At 75.3% G+C, this 24,366-nt stretch carries 13 protein-coding genes; 2 read left to right on the forward strand and 11 right to left on the reverse strand.

Annotated features, from left to right (window positions below; all coding sequences use genetic code 11):
- Positions 1–506 precede the first annotated feature (506 nt).
- The 4 genes from AB0L40_RS06400 to gltB form a co-directional block, all read right to left on the reverse strand.
- Positions 507–1,565 (reverse strand): hypothetical protein, encoded by a 1,059-nt coding sequence (locus AB0L40_RS06400; protein WP_364350914.1) that lies wholly within the window; start codon positions 1,563–1,565, stop codon positions 507–509.
- A gap of 91 nt (positions 1,566–1,656) precedes the next feature.
- Positions 1,657–2,295 carry a TetR/AcrR family transcriptional regulator gene (locus AB0L40_RS06405; protein ID WP_364350917.1) on the reverse strand — a complete coding sequence of 213 codons (639 nt, stop codon included), beginning with the start codon at positions 2,293–2,295 and terminating at the stop codon, positions 1,657–1,659.
- A 133-nt stretch (positions 2,296–2,428) separates the two neighbouring features.
- A complete protein-coding gene (locus tag AB0L40_RS06410) occupies positions 2,429–3,913 on the reverse strand; it encodes a glutamate synthase subunit beta (protein WP_364350920.1) in 1,485 nt (494 codons plus the stop codon).
- On the reverse strand, positions 3,914–8,539 hold the full coding sequence (gltB, locus tag AB0L40_RS06415) for a glutamate synthase large subunit (protein WP_364350923.1): 4,626 nt from the start codon (positions 8,537–8,539) through the stop codon (positions 3,914–3,916).
- A 158-nt stretch (positions 8,540–8,697) separates the two neighbouring features.
- Here gltB and AB0L40_RS06420 point away from each other — a divergent pair, with 158 nt between their 5' ends.
- A complete protein-coding gene (locus AB0L40_RS06420) occupies positions 8,698–9,693 on the forward strand; it encodes a YihY/virulence factor BrkB family protein (RefSeq protein WP_364350926.1) in 996 nt (331 codons plus the stop codon).
- A 7-nt stretch (positions 9,694–9,700) separates the two neighbouring features.
- Here the strand turns inward: AB0L40_RS06420 and AB0L40_RS06425 are convergent, their stop codons facing one another.
- The 4 genes from AB0L40_RS06425 to AB0L40_RS06440 all read right to left on the reverse strand — a co-directional run bounded on the left by AB0L40_RS06425 (position 9,701) and on the right by AB0L40_RS06440 (position 20,284).
- Positions 9,701–13,471, reverse strand: a complete 3,771-nt coding sequence (locus AB0L40_RS06425; protein WP_364350929.1) for a UvrD-helicase domain-containing protein — start codon at positions 13,469–13,471, stop codon at positions 9,701–9,703.
- Positions 13,468–16,533, reverse strand: a complete 3,066-nt coding sequence (locus tag AB0L40_RS06430) for a PD-(D/E)XK nuclease family protein (RefSeq protein ID WP_364350932.1) — start codon at positions 16,531–16,533, stop codon at positions 13,468–13,470. Before AB0L40_RS06430 ends, AB0L40_RS06425 begins: the two co-directional genes overlap by 4 nt.
- A gap of 105 nt (positions 16,534–16,638) precedes the next feature.
- A complete protein-coding gene (locus AB0L40_RS06435) occupies positions 16,639–18,981 on the reverse strand; it encodes a DNA topoisomerase 3 (protein ID WP_364350935.1) in 2,343 nt (780 codons plus the stop codon).
- 127 nt (positions 18,982–19,108) lie between these two features.
- Entirely contained in the window at positions 19,109–20,284 is a 1,176-nt protein-coding gene (locus AB0L40_RS06440) for a MarP family serine protease (protein ID WP_364350938.1), read from the reverse strand.
- A 67-nt stretch (positions 20,285–20,351) separates the two neighbouring features.
- On the opposite strand from AB0L40_RS06440, the gene AB0L40_RS06445 reads away from it, so the two are divergent.
- Entirely contained in the window at positions 20,352–22,235 is a 1,884-nt protein-coding gene (locus AB0L40_RS06445) for a penicillin-binding transpeptidase domain-containing protein (protein ID WP_364350940.1), read from the forward strand.
- Between the two features lie 346 nt (positions 22,236–22,581).
- On the opposite strand, the gene AB0L40_RS06450 is transcribed toward AB0L40_RS06445, so the two are convergent.
- The 3 genes from AB0L40_RS06450 to AB0L40_RS06460 form a co-directional block, all read right to left on the reverse strand.
- Positions 22,582–23,235, reverse strand: a complete 654-nt coding sequence (locus AB0L40_RS06450) for a hypothetical protein (protein ID WP_364350943.1) — start codon at positions 23,233–23,235, stop codon at positions 22,582–22,584.
- A 62-nt stretch (positions 23,236–23,297) separates the two neighbouring features.
- Entirely contained in the window at positions 23,298–23,885 is a 588-nt protein-coding gene (locus AB0L40_RS06455; protein WP_364350946.1) for an SRPBCC family protein, read from the reverse strand.
- Positions 23,886–24,034: 149 nt separating this feature from the next.
- The gene (locus AB0L40_RS06460; protein ID WP_364350949.1) at positions 24,035–24,304 is read right to left on the reverse strand and encodes a hypothetical protein; all 270 of its coding nucleotides are present in this window, start codon (positions 24,302–24,304) and stop codon (positions 24,035–24,037) included.
- Positions 24,305–24,366 lie beyond the last annotated feature (62 nt).

A 24,366-nucleotide genomic window follows, 5' to 3' on the forward strand; every position in this document is an offset into this window, starting at 1 on the left:
CGGCCGATCTGGCCGGGGCCCGCCGGCGTGGCGCGCCCGCGGCCGTGCTCCGGCGCCGGAGCACCCGGCAGCGGCAACGGCACGGCGGACGCGGCCACGGGCGGCTGGGCGGGCGCGCCGGCGGGGGTGCCGGCGGCTGATCGGGACGGGTCGGTCGGGACGTCGGGCATGGGGCGGTGTCCGGTTCGGGGACGGCTCACCCGGAGGACCCCCGAGGGCGCATCAAATCACCCCCCGACCTGTGTCGCCACCGTCTCACGCGCCGCGTACGCGCCGCCGATCACCGCGCGGACCAGGTGACGCCGTTCGCCGAAATCCCCGTGCCAGACGGCGGATGCGGCCGGTGCGGCCGAACACCGGGGCCGCCTCGTCCGGGCCCGCGCGCCGCCGCGGGTGGTGCGACGTCGCCCGGCGGCGGCCGCGTCATGCGGCCGCGGTACCGCCGGCCGGACGCGGGTCGACCGGACGCCGCGGGCGTCGGCCGGCGCCCGCGGATCCGCCGGTCGCTACTCCGCGACGGGCGCGGGGGTCTCGAGGCCGAGCTCGGCGGCCAGGAGGGCCACCTCCTCGGCGTCTGGGGCGCTCGGGACGCCGCCCTCGAGGTAACCGAGCGGGACCGACGGGCCGGGACGGAGGTCCCAGTTGCGCAGGCCGAGATCGAAGGCCGCCACCGGGACGCCGACGGCGCGGGCGAACGCGCCGAACCGGCGCTGGAGGAGGACCGCGTCGCCGGTCAGGAAGGCGCGCTTGGCGGCGACGGAGACCGGGTCCCGGCCGGCGTCGAGCAGCAGAGACCACGGCGCCGCGTCCAGCAGGCCGGTCGCGCCGAGCGTCACGAGGAACTCGAAGCGCGCGTCGCGGTGCAGCCCCGGGAGCGCCAGGGCGCGGAAGGCGGCGTCGAAGCGGCGGGCGGGGTCCGTCCCGCCGGCGCCGAGGCCCTTGAGCTGGCCGCCGACGCGCTCCGCCCAGTCGCGGTAGCCCTGCAGCGTCGCGACGCCACGGTCGTGCGCGTGTGCGCCGCGCGGGCCGACGCTGACGCCCGAGAGCACCTCGGCGGCGGGCAGCGCCTCCTCGCGGCGCACGAGCAGGCGGTCGATCTCGCGGAACGGCTCGTCGCCCTCCAGCGGCCCGTAGTAGGCGACCTGGAAGAGGATCCACGTCGCCTCCTCGCGGTCGTCGGCCTCGCCGCCGGCGAGCGCCCGTGCCGTGGCGTAGGGACCCGGCGCGTCGGTCGCGAGGTGGTCGAGGCGCACGCGGGCGCGGGAGAGGTGCCCGAGCAGGTCGAGCGCCTCGCCGCTGGAGCGCAGACCCGGGAGCAGGTCGTGGCCCCAGCCGTCCTCCGCGTGCCGGGTCATCTTCTTGACGCGGACGCTCGACGACGCGGCGGCGCGGCGGGCTCCGACGGCGCCGGCGGCGGCGGTCCGGGACGCGGCGCGGGAGGTCGCGGCGCGGCGGGCGCTCGAGATCTTCCCGTTCGCCTTCTTGGTGGCCGCCTCCCGAGCGCGACGGCGCTCCCCGAGACAGACGATGCAGCGGTCTTCACGGCGACCATGACGGCAGAACACCCACCGATTGTACGGCCCGGCCGCCGTGCCGGACCTCCCCCACCGGACCGCACCGGACGTGCGTCCGTGCTTGTGGGTTCCCGCTCCCGGCTCAGCCGTCGGCGCGGCCGAGGATCCCGTCGACCAGGAGCGCCCGGAGGACCGCGAGGGCGACGGCGGGGTCGTCGCCGCCCCGCTCCGCGAAGCGCATCGCGATGTCCATGCCGGCGCCGATCACGCCGGAGGCCAGGAGCTCGGTGTCGAGATCCGCCGCACCGGCGTCGGCGAGCAGGCGGTCGAGGTCCTCCCGGAAGCTCGCGATCACGTGCGTGAGCATGTCCCCCGCCGCGTAGGCGCGGATCGTCCCGGCGTTGCGGCGGAACATCGCCAGCAGGTCCGCGCGCTCCATCAGGAGCCCGAAGTACGCGGCCGCGCCGCGCTCGACGGCCTCGCGCGGGGTGGTGGCCGCGGCGCGGGCCGCGGTCATCCGCCGGTCGGCCTCCGCCACGTGCTCGCCGACGAGCTCCGTGAGGATCGCGTCCTTGTCGGCGTAGTAGTTGTAGAAGGTGCCCGACGCCAGGGACGTGCGGCGCACGATGTCGCGGACCGTCGTGGCGCCGAAGCCGAGCTCGGAGAACGCATCGACGGCGGCGGCGCGGATCTCCTCGCGGTTGGCGGCCTTCGTCTGCTCGCGCTTGCCGCGCGGCGGGACCGGGGTGTCGAGGGTGCCGCTACGGGGGACGTCGGTCATCGCGAGGACCCCACCCTAGAGAACCGGCGGCCGTCGCCGGAGCCGCATCGGCCGCCCGTTGGCGCCGGGCACGACGCCCCCGGTGGACGACCCGTCCACCGGGGGCGGCGCGGTGACCCGCGCCGCCCGTCGCTCAGGTGCCCGAGAGGGCGGCGGGCCGCGCCTTGCGGCCGGCCTGCTGGGCGAGGTACCGGTCCGTCACGCGGGCGCACTGGCGGCCCTCGTTGATCGCCCAGACGATCAGCGACTGACCGCGGCGGCAGTCGCCGGCGGCGAAGACGCCGTCGACGGACGTCGCGTAGGTCGGCGCCTTGAAGTTGCCGCGCTGGTCCTTGGCGAGGTCCAGGTCGCCCAGCACCGCCGGGTCGGGGTGCAGGAAGCCCATCGCGAGCAGGACGAGCTCCGCGGGCTGCTCGCGGGCGGTGCCGTCGACCGGCCCGAACGGCGGGGCCGGCTGGGCCTGGGCGTAGCGCAGGGTCGCGACGCGGCCCTGCTCGTCGCCGTCGAGCCCGAGCGTCGCGACCGAGAAGTTCTGGACGCCCTTGCCGATGGCCCGGGCCTCCTCCATCGCGTAGCTCAGGCGGAACTTCTGCGGCCACAGCGGCCACGGCGTCCGGTCGTCGGGACGTGACGAGGGCGGCTCGGGGAGCAGCTCGATCTGCACGACGGACGCGGCGTCCTCGCGGATCGACTGCGCGACGCAGTCCGCGCCGGTGTCGCCGCCGCCGATGACGACGACGTGCTTGCCGCGGGCGCTGATGCCGCGGGGCTCGGGCCGGGGCGCCTGGTGGGGCACGCCCTGCTCGTCCTGCGCCCAGCGGGTGCGCTCGTAGAGGAACTCCATGGCGAAGTGCACGCCGTCGAGCTCGCGGCCGTCGACCGGGAGGTCGCGCGGGACGCGGGACCCGGTCGCCAGGACGACGGCGTCGAACTCCTCGCGGAGCTCCTCGAGCGTCACGTCCACGCCGACGTCGACGCCGCAGCGCAGCTCGACGCCCTCGTCGACGAGCTGCTGGACGCGGCGCTCGACGAGGTGCTTCTCGATCTTGAAGTCCGGGACGCCGAAGCGGATCAGGCCGCCGGCGGCCTCGTCGCGCTCGAACAAGGTCACCGCGTGGCCGGCGCGGCGCAGCTGCGGCGCCGCGGCGAGGCCGGCGGGGCCACCGCCGACGACGGCGACCGACTGGCCCGACTCCGCCGCGGGCGGCTGGGCGGCGACCCAGCCCTCGGCCCAGGCGCGGTCGATGATCGTGTTCTCGATCTGCTTGATTGTGACGGCGTCGCCCTCGTTGATCTCCAGCACGCAGGCGGCCTCGCACGGGGCCGGGCAGACGCGGCCGGTGAACTCCGGGAAGTTGTTCGTCGCGTGGAGCTGGTCGATGGCCTCGCGCCAGCGGCCGTTGTAGACGAGGTCGTTCCAGTCCGGGATGAGGTTGCCCAGCGGGCAGCCGTTGTGGCAGAAGGGCACGCCGCAGGACATGCAGCGCGCTCCCTGCTGCTGGACCTCCTCCACCGGACGCGGGGCGATGAACTCCGTGTAGCGGCCGACCCGCTCGCGCGGATCGTCCCACTTCACCGGGGAGCGGTCGATCTTCAGGAACCCACCGAGCTCGCCCATCTAGTACTTCTCCTCGTCGGTCGTCTGCGGAGCCCCGACGGCCTCCGTCGTCTCCTCCTTCGCCGCGCGTGCGCCCACCGCGGCCTCCTCGCGCGCCAGTTGCTCCAGCACCCGGCGATAGTCCGCCGGGAAGACCTTCACGAAGCGCTGCGACAGGTGCTCCCAGTCGCCCAGGACCCGCTCCGCGACGGCCGAGCCGGTGCGGTCGCGGTGCTCGGCGATCAGGTCGCGCAGCTCGATGAGGTCGGCCTCGTCCGGACCCTCCAGCTGGTCGGCGATCGTCGGGTTGACGTTGCGACGGAACGTGTTCTGCTCGTCGAGGACGAACGCGAAGCCGCCGGACATGCCGGCGCCGAAGTTGCGCCCGACCTCGCCCAGGACGACGACCCGGCCGCCGGTCATGTACTCGCAGCCGTGGTCCCCGACGCCCTCGACGACCGTCGAGGCCCCGGAGTTGCGGACGGCGAAGCGCTCGCCGGCCCGGCCGCGGAAGAACGCGCGGCCCTCGGTGGCGCCGTAGAGCACCGTGTTGCCGACGATCTGGTTGTCCTCGGCCACGTAGGTCGCGGACTCCGGCGGGGTGACCGACAGCACGCCGCCGGACAGGCCCTTGCCGGTGTAGTCGTTCGCGTCGCCCGAGAGCGAGAACTCGACGCCGGGCGCGAGCCAGCCGCCGAAGCTCTGGCCCGCGGAGCCGGAGAACGCGATCTTCAGCGTCCCCTCCGCGAGGCCCTCGATGCCCTGCGCCGTGGCGATCCGCGACGAGATGATGCCGCCGACGCAGCGGTCGACGTTGCGGATCTTCGACGTCAGCTGCACCGGCTCGCGCCGCTCGACGGCCGGCAGGGCGTCGGGCAGGAGCTTCCAGTCGAGGTGGTCGTCGAGGTGCCCGGTCAGCTGCGGGTCGATGCCGTACAGCGTGGCGCCCTCGGCGATCTCCGGACGGTGGAAGAGGTTCGCCAGGTCGACGCCGCGCGCCTTCCAGTGGTCCACCGCCTCGTCGGCCTGCAGGAGCTCGACCTTCCCGACGATCTCGTCGATCGTGCGGGCGCCGAGCTCGGCCAGGATCTCCCGGACCTGCTCCGCGACCATCAGGAAGAAGTTGACGACGTGCTCCGGGGTGCCCTTGAAGCGCTTGCGCAGCTCCGGGTCCTGGGTCGCGATGCCGACCGGACAGGTGTTCAGGTGACAGGCGCGCATCATGATGCAGCCCGTCGCGATCAAGGGGGCGGTCGAGAAGCCCATCTCGTCAGCGCCGAGCAGCGCCGCGATCACGACGTCGCGGCCGGTCTTCAGCTGGCCGTCGGTCTGGACCCGGACGCGCGAGCGCAGGTCGTTGAGCAGCAGCGTCTGCTGGGTCTCGGCGAGGCCGATCTCCCACGGCACGCCGGCCGAGACGATCGACGACAGCGGCGACGCGCCGGTGCCGCCGTCGTGACCGGCGACCACGATGTGGTCCGCCCCGGCCTTCGCGACGCCGGAGGCGATCGTGCCGACGCCGACCTCGGAGACGAGCTTCACCGACACCGACGCCTCGGGGTTGCCGCAGCGCAGGTCGTAGATGAGCTGCTTGAGGTCCTCGATCGAGTAGATGTCGTGGTGCGGCGGCGGCGAGATCAGGCCGACGCCCGGCGTGGTGTGCCGGACGGAGCCGATGTACTTGTCGACCTTGTGGCCGGGCAGCTGGCCGCCCTCGCCGGGCTTCGCGCCCTGCGCCATCTTGATCTGCAGCTGGTCCGCGTTGGCGAGGTAGTGCGACGTGACGCCGAAGCGGCCCGACGCGACCTGCTTGATCGACGAGCGCTTGCGGTCGCCGTTGGCCTCGGGCGTGAAGCGCCGCGGGTCCTCGCCGCCCTCCCCCGTGTTGCTGCGACCGCCGAGGCGGTTCATCGCGATGGCGAGGTTCTCGTGCGCCTCGGTCGAGATCGAGCCGAGGGACATCGCGCCGGTCACGAACCGCTTGACGATGGCCGAGGCGGGCTCGACCTCCTCCAGCGGGATCGGCTCGACGCCGTCGGTGTTGAAGGCCATCAGGCCGCGCAGCGTCGCCTTGCGGGTCGCGTCGCCGTTGCTCGTGTCCGAGAACTCGCGGAACTTCGCGCGGGCGTCGTCGTCGGGCTTGTCGCGGTCGCCGACGCGGACCGCGTGCTGAAGCAGCGAGATCGTGGTCGGGTTCCACATGTGGTGCTCGCCGTCGCGGCGCCACGAGTACATGCCGCCGACGGGCAGGAGGGCCTCGACGCGGGCGCCGACCTCGGTGGGGTCGTGCTCGGCGTCGAGGATCCAGGCGCGGGCGTGCCGCTCGAGCGTCTCCTGCGCGAGGACCTCGAGGCCGACGCCGCCGATGCGGGACGCCGTGCCGGTGAAGAAGCGGTCGATGAGGTCGGCGTGCAGGCCGACGGCCTCGAAGATCTGCGCGCCGGAGTACGACGCGATCGTCGAGATGCCCATCTTCGAGATGGCCTTCAGCAGGCCCTTGCCGATGGCCTTGACGACGTTCTTCTGGGCCGTGGCGGCGTCGGTGACGCCGGGGATCCGGCCCTGGGCGACGAGGTCGTCGACCGTGTCGAACATCAGGTACGGGTTGATCGCCGCCGCGCCGTAGCCCAGGAGGGTGGCGAAGTGGTGGACCTCGCGCGGCTCGGCGGACTCGATGACGAGGCCGGCCTCCAGCCGCACGCCCTCGCGGACGAGGTGGTGGTGGACCGCCGCGACCGCGAGCAGCGACGGGATCGCGACGCGGGCGCCGCTGGCGGCGCGGTCCGAAAGGATCAGGACGTTGCGGCCGGCCTGGATCGCGTCGTAGGCCTCGTCGCAGGCGTCCGCGATCCGGCGGTGGATGCCGTCCGGGCCGTCGGCGACGGGCCACGTGATGTCGATCGTGTGCGACTTGAAGACGCCCTGGTCGACCTGACGCAGGGTCTCCATCTCGTCGTTGCGGAGGATCGGGTGCTTGAGCACCAGGTGGTGCGCGTGCTCCGGCGTCTCCTCGAGCAGGTTCTTCTGGCCGCCGATCGAGGCGGACAGGGACATGACGATGTCCTCGCGGATCGGGTCGATCGGCGGGTTCGTCACCTGCGCGAACAGCTGCTTGAAGTAGCTGAACAGCGGCGGGCGCTTGTCCGAGAGGACCGCGAGCGCGGCGTCGTTGCCCATCGAGCCGATCGGCTCGGCGCCGCCGGAGGCCATCGGCGTCAGCAGGACGCGCTCGTCCTCCTGCGTGTAGCCGAACGCCTGCTGGAGCTGGCGCAGGTGCTCGCCGGACTCGTGGACGGCCGTGCGCTTCTCGAGGTCCGAGAAGTGGACGACCTGGTCGCGGTGCCACGCCTCGTACGGGCGCTGGGTGGCGACCTGCTTCTTGATCTCCTCGTCGGAGACCACGCGGTGCTGCTCGAGGTCGACGAGGAAGAGCTGACCCGGGGCCAGGCGGCCGAGGCGCTCGATGTTGCTCGGGTGGATGTCGAGCATCCCGGCCTCGGAGCCGAGGATGATCCAGCCGTCCTTGGTCTGCGCCCAGCGGCCGGGGCGGAGGCCGTTGCGGTCCAGCGTGGCGCCGACCGTGCGGCCGTCGGTGAAGAGCACGGCGGCGGGGCCGTCCCACGGCTCCATCATCAGCGAGTGGTAGGCGTAGAAGCCGGCCAGCTCGGGGGTCAGGTCGTCGCGGCCCTCGTAGGCCTCGGGGACCATCATCATCACCGCGTGCGGCAGCGAGCGGCCCGCGAGCATCAGCAGCTCGAGGACGTTGTCGAACGTCGCGGAGTCCGAGCCGCCGGGGCGGACGACGGGCTTGATCTTCCCGATGTCCCCACCGAACAGGTGCGAGCCGAGCTGCGACTCGCGCGCCCGCATCCAGTTGATGTTGCCGCGCAGGGTGTTGATCTCGCCGTTGTGGGCGATCACGCGGTTGGGGTGCGCGCGGTCCCAGCTCGGGAACGTGTTGGTCGAGAAGCGCGAGTGCACCAGGGCGATCGCGGACTTGAAGCGCTCGTCCTGCAGGTCCGGGAAGAACGCCGGCACCTGGGCGGACAGCAGCATGCCCTTGTAGACCAGCGTCCGCGACGAGAACGTCGACGCGTAGAAGTCGGGCGTCGCCAGCTCGCAGATGCGGCGGATGACGTAGAGCTTGCGCTCGAACGCCTCCTGGTCGTGGTCGAAGCCGGGGCCGGCCTCGATGAAGATCTGGCGGAAGTAGGGGCGCGCCGCGTTGGCGGTGACGCCGATCTCCTCCTCGCGCACCGGCACGTCGCGCCAGCCCAGCACGCGCTGGCCCTCGGTGCGGACGTTGCGCTCCACCATCTCCTCGATGTGGCGGCGCTGGGTGGCGTCCCGCGGCAGGAAGCACATGCCCACGGCGTAGCTGCCGGGCTCCGGCAGCTCGAAGTCCACGACCGCGCGGAGGAACTCGTGCGGGATCTGGACGAGGATGCCCGCGCCGTCGCCCGTGCGGGCGTCGGCACCGGCGGCGCCGCGGTGATCCAGGTTCTCGAGGGCCGTGAGGGCCCGGACGAGCGTCTCGTGCTGCGGCACGTTGTCCAGGCGGGCGACCATCGCCACGCCGCACGCGTCGTGCTCGTTCCGTGGGTCGTAGAGGCCTTGGGCCGCGGGAAGACGGGTGAATCGGGTCATAGGCAAGGGAGGTGCGCCGCGGGAAGGGCCCGCAGGAGCGCTCCGGGGTGGGCGACGAAGCGACCCGGAGGGAACGGCGGATTCTACACCCCGTCCCCAAGGACTCCAGTCCGGCGGGAACGGGTGCGGCGCGCCCGGCCCGGGTAGCTTCTGAGGAGATGGCCTCGGAAGCCGACGAGCAGCGCCCCACGCGGCTGCGCCCACTGCGCGACGTCGATCTCGACGCGCGGGCCTGGCGGGGCGTCTACGTGCGGGCGTTCGGCCAGTTCCGCGAGCAGGGGATGACCGACTGGGCGGCCACGCTGGCCTACTACTCGGTGCTCTCGATGGTGCCGATCCTCCTGGTCGCCGCGGCGCTCCTGACCCTGCTGGGCGCCGACTCGCTGCCGAAGACGATCGCGGACGAGTTCTCGTCGCTGGTCTCCGACCGGACTTCGAGCTCAACCGCCAGCGACAGCGCCAACGCGGTGCGCGGGCTCGTCGAGAACGCGCTGCAGCAGGCCAAGGGCGGCGCCAGCATCGCCCTGGCGATCTCGGTCGCGCTGGCCCTCAACGGGGCGTCCGGGGCCTTCGCCGCGGCCGGGCGGGCGCTCAACGTCGTCCACCACGTGCCCGAGACCCGCGGATTCGTGCGCCACAAGGCCGCCGACGTCGGCATCGCGTTCCTCGCGATCGTCCTGATGGCGTTCGCGGCGATCCTCTTCGTCCTGGGCGGCGGGATCGCCGACGACGTCTTCGACTACCTCGGCCTCGGGAACGCCCCGATCATCTGGCAGGTCCTGCGGCTGCCGGTCGGCCTCGCCGCCCTGCTGCTGGTCATCGGGCTCGTGTACTCGCGGGCGCCCGACCTCCAGGAGCCGAAGCTGCGGCTCTTCACCGCCGGGACGTTCACGGCGCTCGCCGCCTGGGCGCTGGCCACCGTGTTCTTCGCGGCCTACGTCCGCTTCGCCGGCTTCGGCAGCGCCTACGGGGCGCTCGGCGGCGCCGTCGTCCTGCTCTTCTGGCTCTGGCTCTCGTCGGCGGCGTTCCTCTTCGGCGCCCAGGTCGAGGCCGAGACCGAGCGGACGCGCCTGCTGCGCGGCGGCCCGCCGGCCGCGATGGGCGTGCCGCTCGAGGACGAGCTCCTCGACGAGGACACGGCCGACCTGCGGTGAACGCGGCTCAGGCCCGCGCGCCGGCCCGGCCCGCGCGGTCGACCTCCGCCGCGACGCGCTCCTGGAGGTCGTCGCGACGGGCCGCCGGGAACGGGTAGGACGCCGGGGCGTCGGGCGCCTCGGCGAAGACGAAGACGACCTCGACCGCCGTGGCCCCCGCGAGCAGCGCCGCGAGCGCGTAGACGTCGCGCTGCAGCGCGTAGTGGGCGTCGACGACCGCGCTGGGAGCCCGCCCCGCCAGGCGGTTGGTCTTCCAGTCGACGATGGTCGCCCGGCCCCCGGCCTCCTCGAGCCAGAGGTCGACGAAGCCCTGGACCAGCGGCCGCCCGGCACCGACGTCGAAGAGGAACGGGCGCTCGAGGTGGCGGCGCTCCGGCGGGAGGGCCAGGGCGCGACGCGCGACCTCGGTCCCCTCCAGCCGCGCCGCCATCGCGACCAGGGCCTCGGCGTCGTGAGCGTCGAGCGCCCCGAGCCCGGGGAACTCGTCGGCGAGCACGGCGCGGACGTCGGCCTCGGTCGCCGGGGTGCCGCCGGCCGCGGCGGGCGACGCGCCCCCGAGGCGGGCCTCGAGCAGGCCGTGGACCGCCACGCCGCGCGTCCGGGCGTCCAGCGCCGCGGTCGTGAACAGCGTCGGCGGCGGCGTGGCCGGCAACCCCGCCGGGTCGTCGTCCGTCCGCTCCTCGTCCGCGGTCGCCCGGACGTGCCGGACGTCGCCGGGGTCGGACTCGAGGCCCAGCCGGTCGGCGAGCGCGGAGTAGCTGACCGGGTCGGGCAGCGGCAGCGCCGGGGGCGGCTCGGGCTCGTGGCCTGCGCGCTCCGGGTCCCAGCCCGGCCCCGCGGCGGCGACCGGGGTGGACGCCGGGGCGGGAGCGATGTCCTCGGGTCCGGCCGTCGCCGCCGGGTCGCGCACGACGAGCCGGACCGATGCCGGGGTCGTGATCCGGCCGGTCGGGTCGGCGACGTCGAACGTCCGCTCGTCCCCCATGCTCGGCCAGGCGTCGACGGGGACGGCGATCGGCAGCAGCCAGCGCAGCGGCGGCGTCCGGGGCGCGCCGTCGTGGTCGTCGGGCAGCGTGGCGGTGGCCTTGGACTCGTCGAGCCGGTCCAGCAGCACGCGCTCGGCGCCGCTGCCTTCGGTGGCCCGCGGCCACGTGCCGCAGAGCAGCAGGCGCTCCTTCGCACGGGTGACCGCGACGTGGACGAGCCGGCGTTCCTCCTCCGCCTGCGCGCGGTCCGCGGCGGCCGAGAGCCGGTCGTAGTCCCAGAGCCGCACGGGCTCGCCGGCGACGCTGGTGCGCAGGCCGACGCGCTCGCTCGCGGGATCGGCGTCCAGCAGGATGCCCGCACGGGACGCGTTGATCGGGGACCCGAGGTCGCAGCAGACGACGACCGGCCACTCGAGGCCCTTCGAGCGGTGGACGGTGGTGATCCGCACCGCGTCGCCGTCGGTCAGGACCGGGGCGTCGGGGCCGTCACGGTCCTCGGCGATCCGGCGCAGCACGCCGACGAGGTCGTCGCCCGCGGCCTCCTGCTCCTCCACCCAGGCGACCAGCGCCTCGACGCCGGCCCACCGGCGCGCGCCGCCCGGCCGGGCGAGGATCGCGGAGCGGTAGGCCTCGTTGCCGCGGACGTCGGCGAGCAGCGCCGCCGGGCCGAGCCGCCGGGCGAGCCCGCGGTGGCGGACGAGCGCCATCGTCTGCAGGTCGAGCTCGTCCCGGGCGTCGTCGGGCATCACGTGGACGGCCCGGTGGCCGGGCGTCCCGGTTGCGCGCAGGGTGTCCCAGAGCGCCGGCCGCGGCTGGCGGGCCTCGCGGGCGCGCTCCAGCGCGTCGCGGTGCTCGGCGGCGAGCGGCACGATCGCGTCGGCGTCGACCGCCGCGGTCGGCAGCCGCAGGGCGCCGAGCAGCGCGACGTCGTCGAGCGGGTTGACGACGGCCCGCAGCCAGGCCTCGAGCTCCTGCGCCTCCAGCGTCCGCAGCAGCGGGCTGGCCACGACCGGGACCGCGTCGACGCCGCGCTCCAGCAGCGCGCGCTCCAGTGCGGCGACGGGGGCGGTGCGGCGGACGAGGATCGCGACGTCGGCGGCGGACCGGCCCGCGGCGAGCAGCTCGGCGACGAGCCCCGCGACGTACTCGGCCTCCCCCGGCTCGATCGGTGTCTCGCCGCCGTCCTCCGGGTCGGGCTCGCGGGCCGCCGCGGAACGCGGGTCGGTGCCCAGGACGTGGATCTCGACCGGCGGCGCCGCGCGCGTGTCCTGCGGCGGACGGCCGTGGCCGCCGACGAGCGGCTGGTAGCCGTCGTGGCCCGGGTCCCCCAGGCGATTGGCGAGCGCCAGGACGTCGGCCGGGCAACGGAAGGTCTCGTCCAGCAGCAGGCGGCCCTCGCCCTCGGCGGCCCGGCGCGCGGCCTCGTCGAAGCCCGCGACGGTCGCGTGGCGGAACCCGTAGATCGCCTGCAGCCGGTCGCCGACCTGGAAGCGCGCCTCGGGGGTGGACAGCCGCTCCACGAGCTCGAGCTGCACGGGGTTCGTGTCCTGGTACTCGTCGACGAGCACCTGGCGGAACCGCGCGCGGAGCCGCGCCTCGACGTCCGGCCGGCGGCGCAGCAGGGCGAGCAGCGCGAGCAGGAGGTCGTCGAAGTCCATCACCGCGCGCTCGCGCTTGAGGCGGCGGTAGGCGCGGGCGGTCGCGACGAGGAGCGCCTCGCGCAGCCGCAGGTCGCGCTCCGCCGCGGGGGCGACGAGGACCGCGCGGTGGAGGTCGACGGCCCCCGCGATCGCGTCGCGCAGGGCGCCGACCGACGGGCCCTTGCCGACCTTCGGCGCTCGCGTCGGCATCGTCCACGTGGCGAGCACCGCGGCCGGCGGGAGGGCGGGATCGGGGCCGTCCGGGTCGCCGACGTCGGCGTGGACCCCGGAGACCGCGTCGAGGACGAGGTCCAGCGCGCGCTGCCCGGCCTCGGTCGGCTTGCCGGACGCGAAGGCCTCGCGGGCCTCGTCGGCGGCGGGGACCGCGGCGTCGCGCAGCGCGCGCAGCGCGGCGCGGACGTCGTCGTCGAGCGTCGGGGGCGCCGGCAGCGCCCGCCCCGGTGTGACCGCGGGATCGCGGCCCTGGGTCCGGCGCAGCGCCAGGAGCCCGAGGGTCTCGTCGCCCAACGCGTCCGGGCCGACCGCCGCGGCCAGGCTCAGCGCCGCGGCGCCGTCGGCGGGGGGCGCACCCTCGGGGGCCTCCGGCGGCGTGCCGCCGCGGGCCCGCAGCGGGTCGTCGAGCCAGGCGGCCAGGGCCTGCTCGAACGCGAGCTCCCGCAGCTCGCGGGCCCGGCCCTCGTCCGCGACCTGCGCGTCGGGGTCGATGCCCGCGGCCAGCGCGTAGCGGCGCAGCAGCCGCTGGGCGATGCCGTGGAAGGTCCCGATCCAGGCGTCCTCGAGCCGCCAGCGCTCGGGCAGCTCGACGTCGCCGCCGACCAGGGCCTCGAGCCGGCGGCGGACGCGCTCGCGCATCTCGGCCGCGGCCTTGTCGGTGAACGTGATCGCCAGGACGGCGCCCGTGGCGAGGGTGTCGTCGCCCTCCAGGAGCCGCAGGTAGCGCTCGACCAGGACGCTCGTCTTGCCGGCGCCCGCTCCGGCGGAGACGAGCGTCTCGCCCCGCCGCTCGATCGCCGCCGCCTGGCGCTCCGAGAACACGGCCTCGCCCGGGAGCTCACGGCGCAGCCGGCCGTCGGGCGCGTAGAGCCGGTCGCGCGCGATCGGCGAGCTGCGGAGGTCCTCGGGGGCGCTCACGGCAGCAGCCTCGCGACCGCGGCGTGGTCGCAGACGCCGCTGTCCGCGTGGATCGACGCCCCGGCCAGCGGGGTCACCGCCCCGGCGCGCAGCAGCGCGACGGCCTCGGCCGCGCGAGCACGGACGGCCTCCACCGCGGCGGCCACGTCGTCGAGCTCCTTGAGCCCGGACCGGCCCCCGAGCACGCCGCGCAGCTCGAGCCCGGCCGGGGGGCGGGCGCCCGGGTCGACGCCCGTGGCCGGGGACGTCGGCTGGTAGAGCGCGAAGGCGACGGGCTCCGACGGCGTCGCGATCGCGCCCGCGTAGAGCCCGGCCTGCAGCGTCGCGGTCGCCGCCCAGCGGCCGGCCCCGACCGCCCCCCCGACGCCGAGCTTGTAGTCCACGACGCCCTGGCCGCGGCGGCCGTCCGGCAGGTCGACCACGTCGACGCGGTCGATCCGGCCGACCGCCTCGACGCCGTCGCCGAGGTCGATCGCGGGCACCGCGCCGTCGCCGCCGACGACGACCTCCGTCGCCCGCAGGGCCGCCGGCCCGTAGCGCTCCGGCAGCGCCGCGAGCAGGGCCGACACGCCGACGTCGACCCGGCGCAGCAGGACGCGAGCGCGGTGGGCGGGCATCCCGGCGGTGGCCCGCGGCCCCTCGGCCCGCAGCGCCGCCCGGCCGGCCGTCACCAGCACGGCCGGGTCGATGTCCCCGTACGGGATGCCGTCGGAGGCGGCGTCGACCAGCGCGCGCTCGAGCACCCGGTGGACGAGGTTGCCGTGGACCTGGGCCTCGGAGTCGGGCGTGGCGTCGTCCGCCCGGGCGAGGTGCTCGACGACCCAGCAGACGGGGCAGCGCGCGAGCCGCTCGACCTCGCGCACCGCGAATCGCTTGCGGTCCAGCAGCGCGCGACGGACGGCCTCGCGCCCCGGGCCGTCGAGCTCGGCACCGAACGGCGCGGCGACCGCCAGCGCGCGGCGGCGACCGGGCCGGACGGCCGAGGCGCCGCGGAACACGGTCAGCGGCCGGCCGGGGTGCAGCGCGGCGGCCACGTCGGCCAGGAACGGGGCCGGCGGCAGGACCTCGCCGGCGTCGGAGGCGACGGGCCGCGACAGCACGAGCCGGCGCGTCGGCCGCGCGACGAGCTCGAGGAAGAGGACGCGCTCGGCGGCGAGCCGGGCGACGGGGAGCCCGAGCGTCGTGCCGCCCGCGCGGGCCAGGACCTCGCGGGCGTCGCGGTCGACGAGCGGATCGACGGGCTCCGGCGCCGGGAACGCCTGCTCGCGGAGGTCCGCCAGCGCCAGCACCGCCACCTGCCGGCCACGCAGGGACGGCGGGTCCGCGATCTCCAGGCGGCCGGGGCCCGCGGGCTCGCCGACCGGCACCGGCAGCTCGGCGAGCTCCTCGGCGAGCTCGGCCGGCCCCGGGAGCAGGCCGGCGTCGGCGCCCGCCAGGGTCGAGAGCGCCACGAGGTGCTCGCGGATCCGCCGCGCTGCGGCGAGCTCGGGATCGCGGTCGGCGGGGCCCGTGGGCGCAGCGAGCAGCTCCTCGAGCAGAGGCAGCGCGGCCAGCAGGCCGTCGAGCAGGTGCTCGGCGCCGGGGTCGCGCCGGTCCGCCGGCACGGTGCCGAGCAGGTCGCGGCCCTCGAGCGTGGGCGAGAACTCGTGCGCGCGGTGCTCCGCCGCGGCGGCGTCGGTCAGCCCCGAGCGGCGGAGGTCGAGCGCGAAGGCGTCGACGGCCTCGACGTTCTGCAGCGAGGCGCCGGCGCGCAGCACCGCGACGACGTCGTCGGCGGAGCCCGCCCTGGTGCGGATCCGCGCCAGGGCGGCCACCGCGGCACCGATCGCCGTGCGCCGGGCGGGGACGTCGCGCCGGCGGGCGACCGGGACGCCGCGGGAGACGAGCTCGCGCTCCAGCCGGGCGCCGGCGGCGCCTCCGGCCTCGCGGACCGCCACCGCGACGTCGTGCCACTCCAGCGTCAGCTCGTCGACGACCGCCAAGAGCTCGTCGGCCAGGGCCTCCGCCTCGGCGCGGGCGCTCCCGCCCTCGACGAGGACGACGTCGTCGAACGTCGCGGCGCCGGGCGCGTCGGCCGACGGGGCAACGTCCTCGGCCCGCCCGTCCGCAGCCGCGGGCCGCGGCTCGAACAGCCGGCGCTCCAGCACGCCACGCCCGCCCTCCCCGCTGCCGGCCGACAGCGCGACCTCGTGGCGGCCGAGGGACGCGACGGCGACGTCGGCGAGCTCGGGCGACCCGTCCTTCAGCGGCAGCGCGCCGGTGCTCCCGCGGGAGCGCCCGGCCGCGTCGGCGGCGACGGCGCGGAGCTCGTCGACGACGGGCCGGCGGGCGCTCGTGGCCAGGCGCTCGTCCTCGAACGGCAGCGAGACGACGACGTCCGCGGCGCGCGCAAGCGTCCGGACCAGGGCCATCTGCCCGAACGTCAGGTCGTCGAAGCCGTAGAACGCGACCGGGCGGCCGCCCCACAGCGCCGGGTCCGCGGCGACCACCTGGCGGACGATGCGGGCCTGGGCCGCGGGCGAGGGCAGCGGATGGCCCTGGCCGTCGACGAGGCCGGACGACGAGGTCGCGACGTCGCGCAGCACGCCCCGGAGGTCCTCGACGAGCTGCCCGTCGACGCCGTGCTCGAGCGGGTCCAGGTCGGCGAGGTCGGCGTGCAGGGCGTCGGGGCCGAAGCCGCGCTCGGCGAGCTCCTCGAGCAGGCCGTCCAGCCGCCGGCGGACGCCGGGGCGGTCGGCGGTGCGCCCGAGCGGCCGTCCCGGCGCGACGTGGGCGAGCGCCGCGGCGAGCAGCCGCTCCCGGGCGAGCGGCCCGAGGGTGGCCGCCGGGACCCCGGCGGCGCGGCGCACGAGCTCGGTCAGCCGGCCGAACGTCCCGACGGTCACGCCGACCGACACGCCGCCGGAGACCCGCAGCAGCTCGCGGCGGTAGCGGTCCGCGTCGGGGCCGGTCGGGACGACGAGGACCGGCGAGCGGCTCTCCGCGCCCCAGCGCCGGACGAGGCCGAGGACGACGCCCGCCTTGCTGGCGTTCGTCGGCCCGGTGACGAGCTGGAGGGTCACCCTTCGACCGTCTCAGGACGGCCGGACGACCTGCAGACCGCGTTGCAGCGGGCGCTCCCGGGGGCGACGACCGACGACCGCACCCGGGAGGACAACGTGCTGCCCTCAGGCGGCGACGTCGGAGCCGTCGGCCGCCGGGGCGGCCTCCACCGCGACCGCGACCGCGGCCTCGCCCGTGGCCGCGGCGGTCGCGGCCTCGGCGGCCGCGATCTCCTCCGGCGTCGGGTTCTTGAGCCCGTCCTGGGCCCACGGCTCGTCGAACTCGACGCGCCACTTCCCCTCGTCGGTCTGGTGCAGCGCCAGGCGGGCGCGGAAGTTGCGCCCCGCCCGGCTCTTGAAGCCCGTGACCGGCTTGATCGTGCGCCCGGTCTTGATGAGCTCCTTGGCCACCACCGGGGCCAGGGTCTTGCCGGCTTTGTTCTTCCAGATCACGAAGCCGCAGCCCGGATCGTCCTTCGACCAGCAGGAGAAGCCCTTGCGGTTCTCCGAGATGTCGCGACCGCAGACCGGGCAGGGCCCGAGGTTCGCCCGCGGGATGCGGACGTCCTTGAGCTTCGCGTCGAGCTCCTCGACCGTGGACTTCGCGAACAGCGCGATCGCGTCCATGAACGTCTTGCGGGACTCCTCGCCCGACTCGATCTTCGCCAGCCGGTGCTCCCAGTCGCCCGTCAGGGACGGCGACGTCAGCTGGTGCCCGTCGAGCAGCCGGATGACGTTCAGGCCCTTCTCGGTCACGAGCAGGGCGCGGCCGTCGCGCTCCGTGTACCCGACGTCGATCAGCCGCTCGATGATCGCGGCGCGGGTCGCCGGCGTGCCGATGCCGGCGTCCTTCATCGCCTCGCGGGCCTCGTCGTCGTCGACGAGCTGGCCGGCGGTCTCCATCGCGCCCAGCAGCGACGCGTCGCTGTAGCGCCGCGGCGGCTTGGTGACCTTCTCGTCCGAGGTCACCTTCGTGACCTTCGCGTCCTCGCCCTTGAGGAGCTTCGGCAGCGTCTGGTTCGCGCCCTCGGCGTCGTCGTCGTCGCCGCGCTCCTCGATCTCGCCGTAGACCCCGCGCCAGCCCGGCACCAGCAGCACGCGGCCGCGGGTGCGGAAGACGTGCGGGCCCTGGGCGATCTCGGGCGCGTCCGGCGTCTCCACCGTCGTCTCGATGCGGGTGTTCTCGAACTCCGCGTCGGGGTGGAAGACCGCGAGGAAGCGGCGGACGACCATGTCGTAGATGCGGCGGTCGTCGTCGCCCATCTTGTCCAGCACGTGCTGAGCGTTGGTCGGGATGATCGCGTGGTGGTCGGCGACCTTCTCGTCGTTGACGACCTTGCCCAGCGGCAGCGAGTCGAGGCCCTGGACGTAGTTGGCGGCGTCGCGGTACTCGGGGCGCGAGCCGACCTGGCCGGCGGTCGGCTTGATCTCGGGGATCATGTCGGTCGTCAGGTACCGCGAGGCCGTACGCGGGTAGGTCAGCGCCTTGTGCTCCTCGTAGCAGCGCTGGGCGGCACCGAGGGTGCGGCGGGCGGTGAAGCCGAAGCGGGAGCCGGCGTCGCGCTGCAACGACGTCAGGTCGTACAGCATCGGCGCCTTCTCCTTCCGGCGCACCTTGTCCAGCTTCGTGATCGTGCCGGTACGGCCCTTGACGGCCGCGGCGATCGCGTCGGACTCCTCCGCCGTCTTCAGGCGCGGCTCGGTGCCCTGGTACAGGCGGCCGAGGTAGGTCCGCGGCTTCGGGGAGTCCGGGCCGGGCCCCGCGTCGAAGCGGGCGTCCACGAGCCAGTAGGGCTCGGGGACGAACGCGCGGATCTCCTCCTCGCGGCGCGCCAGGATCGCCAGGGTCGGCGTCTGCACGCGCCCCAGGGAGACGGCGCCGTCGAAGCTCGACCGCAGGCGGATCGTGGCCGCCCGCGTGGCGTTCATGCCGACGAGCCAGTCGGCCTCGGACCGCGACTGCGCGGCCTCGCCCAGCAGGATCAGCTCGTCCGGGGAGCGGAGCTCCGCCAGCGCCCGGCGCATGGCGGCCTCGGTCATCGAGGACAGCCAGAGCCGCTCGACGGGCTGGGTGCCGCCGCCCGCGGTGTACACCCACTTGAAGATGAGCTCGCCCTCGCGCCCGGCATCGCAGGCGTTGATCACGCCGTCGATGTCGTCCCGGTGCAGGAGGTTCTTGATGACCGCCATCTGCTTCTTGGAGCTGTCGTCGCGCTCGACGAGCTGGAACTCCTCCGGGACGATCGGGAGGTCCTCCATCTTCCAGCGCTTGAACCGCTTGTCGTACGCGTCGGGCTCGGCCAGCTGGACCAGGTGGCCGATCGCCCAGGTGATCACGTGGTCGGGCCCCTCCATCCAGCGCGCGCTGCGCTCGCCGGTCGGCTTGCCGATCGCGAACGATCCGGGAAGGACCTTGGCGAGGTCGCGCCCGACGGACGGCTTCTCGGCGATGACCAGCGTTTTGCCCACGCGCCGCAGCGTAGCGGGACGCCACTCCCGGCTCCGTCACCCTCCGTGCCGGTCCCGTGCCGGGACGGCGACGGAACGCGCGTGCCGCACCGGCCCCGGGCGCGCGGGCAGGCGGACGCGGGCGGCCTCAGTGGCTGCAGGGTCCCGTGGACACCCGGACGTCGGACCGCGCCGCGGCGAGCGCCTTGGCGACGACCTCGTTGGGGACCGCGAACCCGCGGCGCTGGCCGCTCCCCGTCGAGGAGGCGAAGACCGTGCCCACGACCGCGCCCCGCCGGTCCACGAGCGGCCCGCCGCTGTTGCCCTGCTGGACCAGGCCGCGGAAGGGGAGGATCCGGCGGCGGATCGGGCCCTGGCCGTAGGAGTCCTCGCCGTTGACGGTCTGGGGCGAGGCGATGCGTACCGCGCGCGCCCGGAACGGGCCGGCGAGGGGGTAGCCGAGGATCGCCGCGGACGTCCCGCTGGCGGGGTCGTCGACGAGCGTGAGCGCCGCCGCCTCGAGCCCCGGGGCCGCCAGGATCGCGATGTCCTGGGCGCGATCGGCGTAGATCGCGTGAGCGTCGTAGCGCTCGCCGCCGACCTCCGCGGTGACCGAGGTGTCGTCCTCCCCCGCGATCACGTGCTGGTTGGTCACCACGATCCCGGGCCGCGCGACCCAGCCGGTGCCGACGATCCCGACCCCGCAGGCGGAGCCCTCCACGCGGACGACGCCCCGGCGCCCCTCGGCGACCCCGGCGCGGCGGAGGATCGCCGGGTCGGGGGCGTCGACCGCCGCTCGCGGGCCCGCGAACCCGGGGAGCGGGTCGAAGCGGGACAGCAGCGCCAGCGCGTCGTCCGCCGGCGGGAGCGCGCTGCGCAGCCGCTTGAGGACGGAGGAGTGGCGCACCTCCGAGCGCCACGACGAGGGCACCCCCGGGGTCTGCAGCACCATCGCCGACACGAACCAGGCGGCGATCACGACCAGCGCACCGGTGAACACGGCGCCGAGCGTGGCGTCGAGGACCCGCCCGACCCGGAACCCCCCGTTCCGCCCCGCGTGCAGGCGGCCCCGCAGGTGGTCCCCCACCCGCTGGAGCCCGACGCCGAGCAGGATCCCGAGCGCGGCCGCGCCGACGATCGCCGCGGCGGCCCCGTCCGGCCCGTCCGCCCCGCCCGACACGACGAGCGGCCCGAGACGGGCGCCCGCGAGCGCCCCGCCCATGAATCCGGCGAAGCCCAGGGCCGAGGCCAGAAATCCCTGCGTGGTCCCGCCCGCGGCCGCGAGCACCAGGACCGCCACCAGTACCCAGTCGAGGCCCGTCACAGGCGATCCAGGCTACCCGGTCGGCACGGCGGCCGGGCCGCTATCCGCCGGTAGTATTCGGCGTCGCATGCCCGCCCCCGGACGCCGACGTCCTCCCCAGCGACGCACCTCCGGTGCACAGGCGCGGCCGTTCGCCACCGTCTCCCGTGCCCCGTCCGGCCGCGGCGGCGGGCGCCGTCGCGGGGGTCGCCGTGCCCGCCGGCGGGTCGTCCCGGCGATCGTCGTCACCGCCCTGGTCGTCGCGGGCGTGGCGGCCTACCTCGTGCTCGATGCCCGCGCCAACCGCGCCGCGGAGCGCGACCTCGCCGCCGCCTACCTCAAGCACTGGTCCGCGCAGGACTTCGCCGCCATGCACGGGGAGCTCGGCAGCGACGCCGCCGGGCGCGTGTCCGAGGCCCGCTTCGCCCAGATCATGCGCGGGACGCTGACCACCGCGACGGCACAGACGATCACGACGGGCAAGCCGCAGCGGACCGACGACGGCTTCGAGGCCCCGGTCGCGGTGCGCACGCGCCTCTTCGGGACCCTCCGCGGCACCGTCCAGATCCCGCTGCAGGGGTCGGGCAAGGAGGCCGGGATCGCCTGGACCCGGCGGATGGCGCTGCCGGGCCTGCGCACCGGCGAGGCCCTGACCCGCACGACGGAGATGCCGGACCGCGCGGACATCCTCGCCCGCGACGGCAGCACGGTCCTGGCCGGCGGCGCCACCCGCGCGTCGGACGTCCCGAACATCGCCGGCCAGGTCGTCGGCACCCTCGGCACCGCGTCGCCCGAGGACGCCCCGGCGCTGCGCAAGCTCGGCGTGCCGGACGGCGCCAAGGTCGGGGTCTCCGGGCTCGAGCGCCTGCTGAACCCCGAGCTCGTCGGCACGCCCGGCGGCACGTTGAAGGCCGGCGACCGCGTGCTCGCGAAGGTCGCGCCGAAGAAGGCCCGCGCCGTGCGCAGCTCGATCTCGATCGCCGTCGTCAAGGCGGCGGCCGCCGCCCAGGCCAACGCCCCGGACGCCAGCGGCACGACGGTCATCGACTCGCGGACCGGCGAGGTGCTCGGCTTCCAGGGCAGCGCGTGGTCCGCCCGCCAGCCGCCCGGATCGACGATGAAGATCGTCACCGCCGCGGCCGCGCTCGAGGACGGCGTCGCGAAGACGACGACGGTGTACCCGCGCGAGACCGAGGCCAAGGGCTTCGGCATCCAGAACTCCGACGAGGAGCTCTGCGGCGGCACGCTCGTGGAGTCCTTCGCGCACTCGTGCAACTCGGTCTTCGTGCCGCTGGGCGCGAAGCTCGGCGCCAAGCGCCTCGTCGACATGGCCGAGGCCTTCGGCTTCAACAAGCCCACGCCGGGGCTGCCGGGCGCGGCGGAGTCGACGATCCCGCCGGCGTCGGACCTCGGCCTGCCCGAGGTCGCGGCGTCCGCGATCGGCCAGGGCCGCGTCGAGGCCACGAGCCTGCAGATCGCCCTGATGACCGCGACGATCGCCAACGGCGGACGTCAGCCGACCCTGACCTTCCTGCGCACGAGCAAGACCGCCAAGACCCACCGGGTGATCAGCGCGAAGACCGCCGCGTCGATGCGCCAGCTGATGGCGGCCGTGATCGCCAACGGCACCGGGGAGGACGCCCGCGTCAACATCTCCGGCGTGACCACGGCCGGCAAGACCGGCACGGCCGAGCTGGCCTCGACGCAGGGCGCGCAGTGCGACGCCGAGGCCGCGGCGAAGGCCGAGGCCCAGCAGCCCGACTCCGTGACCGACGCGCCGGAGCCCGTCTCGCCCTGCGGCAACGCGGACGGCAAGTCCACGACGGCGTGGATGTCGGCGTTCGCGCCGATCCGGCGGCAGAACGGCGTCGACCCCGTCGCGGTCGGGGTCCTGCGCGCGCGGAACTTCCAGGGCGGCGCCACCGCCGCCCCCGTCGCGCGCCAGGTCCTGACGGCCGCCCTCGGCGGCTGAGGTCCGGTCCGCCCGGCGGGCCCGGGCGGACCGGACCCTGCCCGCCACGCCCGCCTACGTCGGGGAGGCTGCGCTGGCCGTGGACCCGGCGATCGCCGGACACGGCGCGGCGCACGGGGACGATCGGAGCAGGAGAACGACCGGCCGCCCCTGGGACGCCCGGCCGCCCGCGCGCACCTAGGACGCCCGGCCGCCCCCGCCCAGGACGCCGGCCGCCCACCCAGGACGACCGGCCGCGCCGGCCCTGCGGTCGCTGCGCGCAGAACATCCCGGAACGACGACGGGGCGCCCGTAGGCGCCCCGTCGTGGGTCCTGCGTGGCCGGCTCCGCGCCGGCCGGGTGTCGCTCAGACGTCGAGGTCGACCTCGGCCTCGCCGCCGTCGACGCCCTTGATGTGCAGGACGAGCGGCCGGTTCTCGAGGTCCGACTGCGGGATCTTGAAGACGAGCAGCTCGGCGGCCGTGGTGCTCGAGCCGGCGGGGCTGTTGGCGAGCGGCTGGTAGCCGCTGCCGGTGCCCGTCGCGCCGGGGACGATCGCCTGGCGGTAGAGGAACGGGTTGCCGGGGTCGGCGGGGTCCAGCGCGGCGATCGGCTCGAAGACGTGCGCCTCGGAGCCCGCCTCGCCCTCAGTGAACTGCGAGTCCTTGATCTCGAAGCCCGACAGCGCCGCGGACTTCAGCGGCTGCTTGTTGTCGTTGGCGACCTGGATGAAGACGCCGAAGTAGACCTGGTCGTCCAGGGGCTTCTTGGGGTTCTTCGTGAGGGCGAGCTCGTCTTCCGGGATGCCCTTGAGGTACTCGGAGTCCTCGGGATCGATCTTCTCCTGATCACCGCGCGCGGCGGTGTTCTGGAAGTCGCCGGGGTTGAGCTGCCGGGAGACCTGGACCTGGTACTTCAGGTATGGGCCGCCCTTGGGGCCGACTGAGACGTAGACCGCCTCGGTCTCGGCGTGGGTGACCACGTCCTCCTTGGAGCCGCACGCCGTGAGGGTCGTGGACACCAAGGCGACCGCAAGCAGAGGGAGGAGCCGCTGACGCATGAGGCGGCAGTCTAGTCGAGCGCTCACGACGCCGCGTGCGCGCGCGAGCCGTCGACCGGGTCGGCCGTCGTGGCGAGGTCCTGCGGGAGCCGGAAGCCGGACGCCGGCTTGCGTGCACCACCCGCGATCCCGACCGGCGCGGAGCCCTCGGCGCCGTCCTCGAGGATCGCGCGCAGGCGCTCGAGGCCCTTCTTCAGGGCGCGCTTCGCGACGCCGCGCTGGCCGGCGACGGCCTCCATGATGCCGTCGGAGGGCAGCTGGGTCTCGGTCTCGATCGTCCACGTCAGCTTCGAGCCGTGGGCGCCCTCCTCGCGGATCGTGATCTCCGCGATCACGAGCGTCCGGTCGTACTTGCCGCCGCGGCCGACCATCGCCATCCGGTAGGGCGGCTCCATCTCCGTGAAGGTGACGTCGAAGTACGAGAAGCGGTTGAAGAGGAGCTTGGCCTTCACCCGGACGCCGGCGCCGAGGCCGATCGAGTCCTCACGGGTGAGGTGCCAGTGGGTGAGCTTCCCGTCCAGGAAGCGCTTGTGGTTCGCGATGTCCGAGAGGTACGCGAACACCTCCTCCCGCGGGCGATCGATGCTGATCGTGCTGCTCACCGGATCCACGTCCCCCAGTGTATCCGCGCGGCCGCCGGTCCGACGGTGCGCACGCGCACCCGGGAGACGTCCGGGGCACCGGCGCCGGACGATCCCCACGGCGGCGGAGCGACCGGCGCGTCGCCGGGCAGCCGGTGCGCGACGGCCGGCCGGCGCGATCAGGCGACGTCGGTGACCGGCGGCGTGAGCCGCTGGGCGCGGATCTCCTCGCCGTGGCGCACGGGGATCGACGCCAGCGGCCGGTCGCGGCGGTACGGCACGCAGAGCGCGCAGATCGTGCGCTCCCGTGCGTAGCGGTAGACGACCTCGCCGACCAGCGGCGTCCGCTTGCAGCGGTCGCACTGGAGGCGGTCGGCGTGGAGCGAGGAGACGGAGCGCCGCAGCAGCTGGCGCTCGAGGTCGGCTTCGGAGAGGGGCTGGCGGCGCATGACACCACCCGGTTCGACGGCGGCGGCGCCGTTCCTCCTCCGCGCGACCCCGCGCCCGGAGC

The sequence above is a fragment of the Patulibacter sp. NPDC049589 genome (assembly GCF_040675535.1).
Classification (GTDB): Bacteria; Actinomycetota; Thermoleophilia; order Solirubrobacterales; family Solirubrobacteraceae; genus Patulibacter.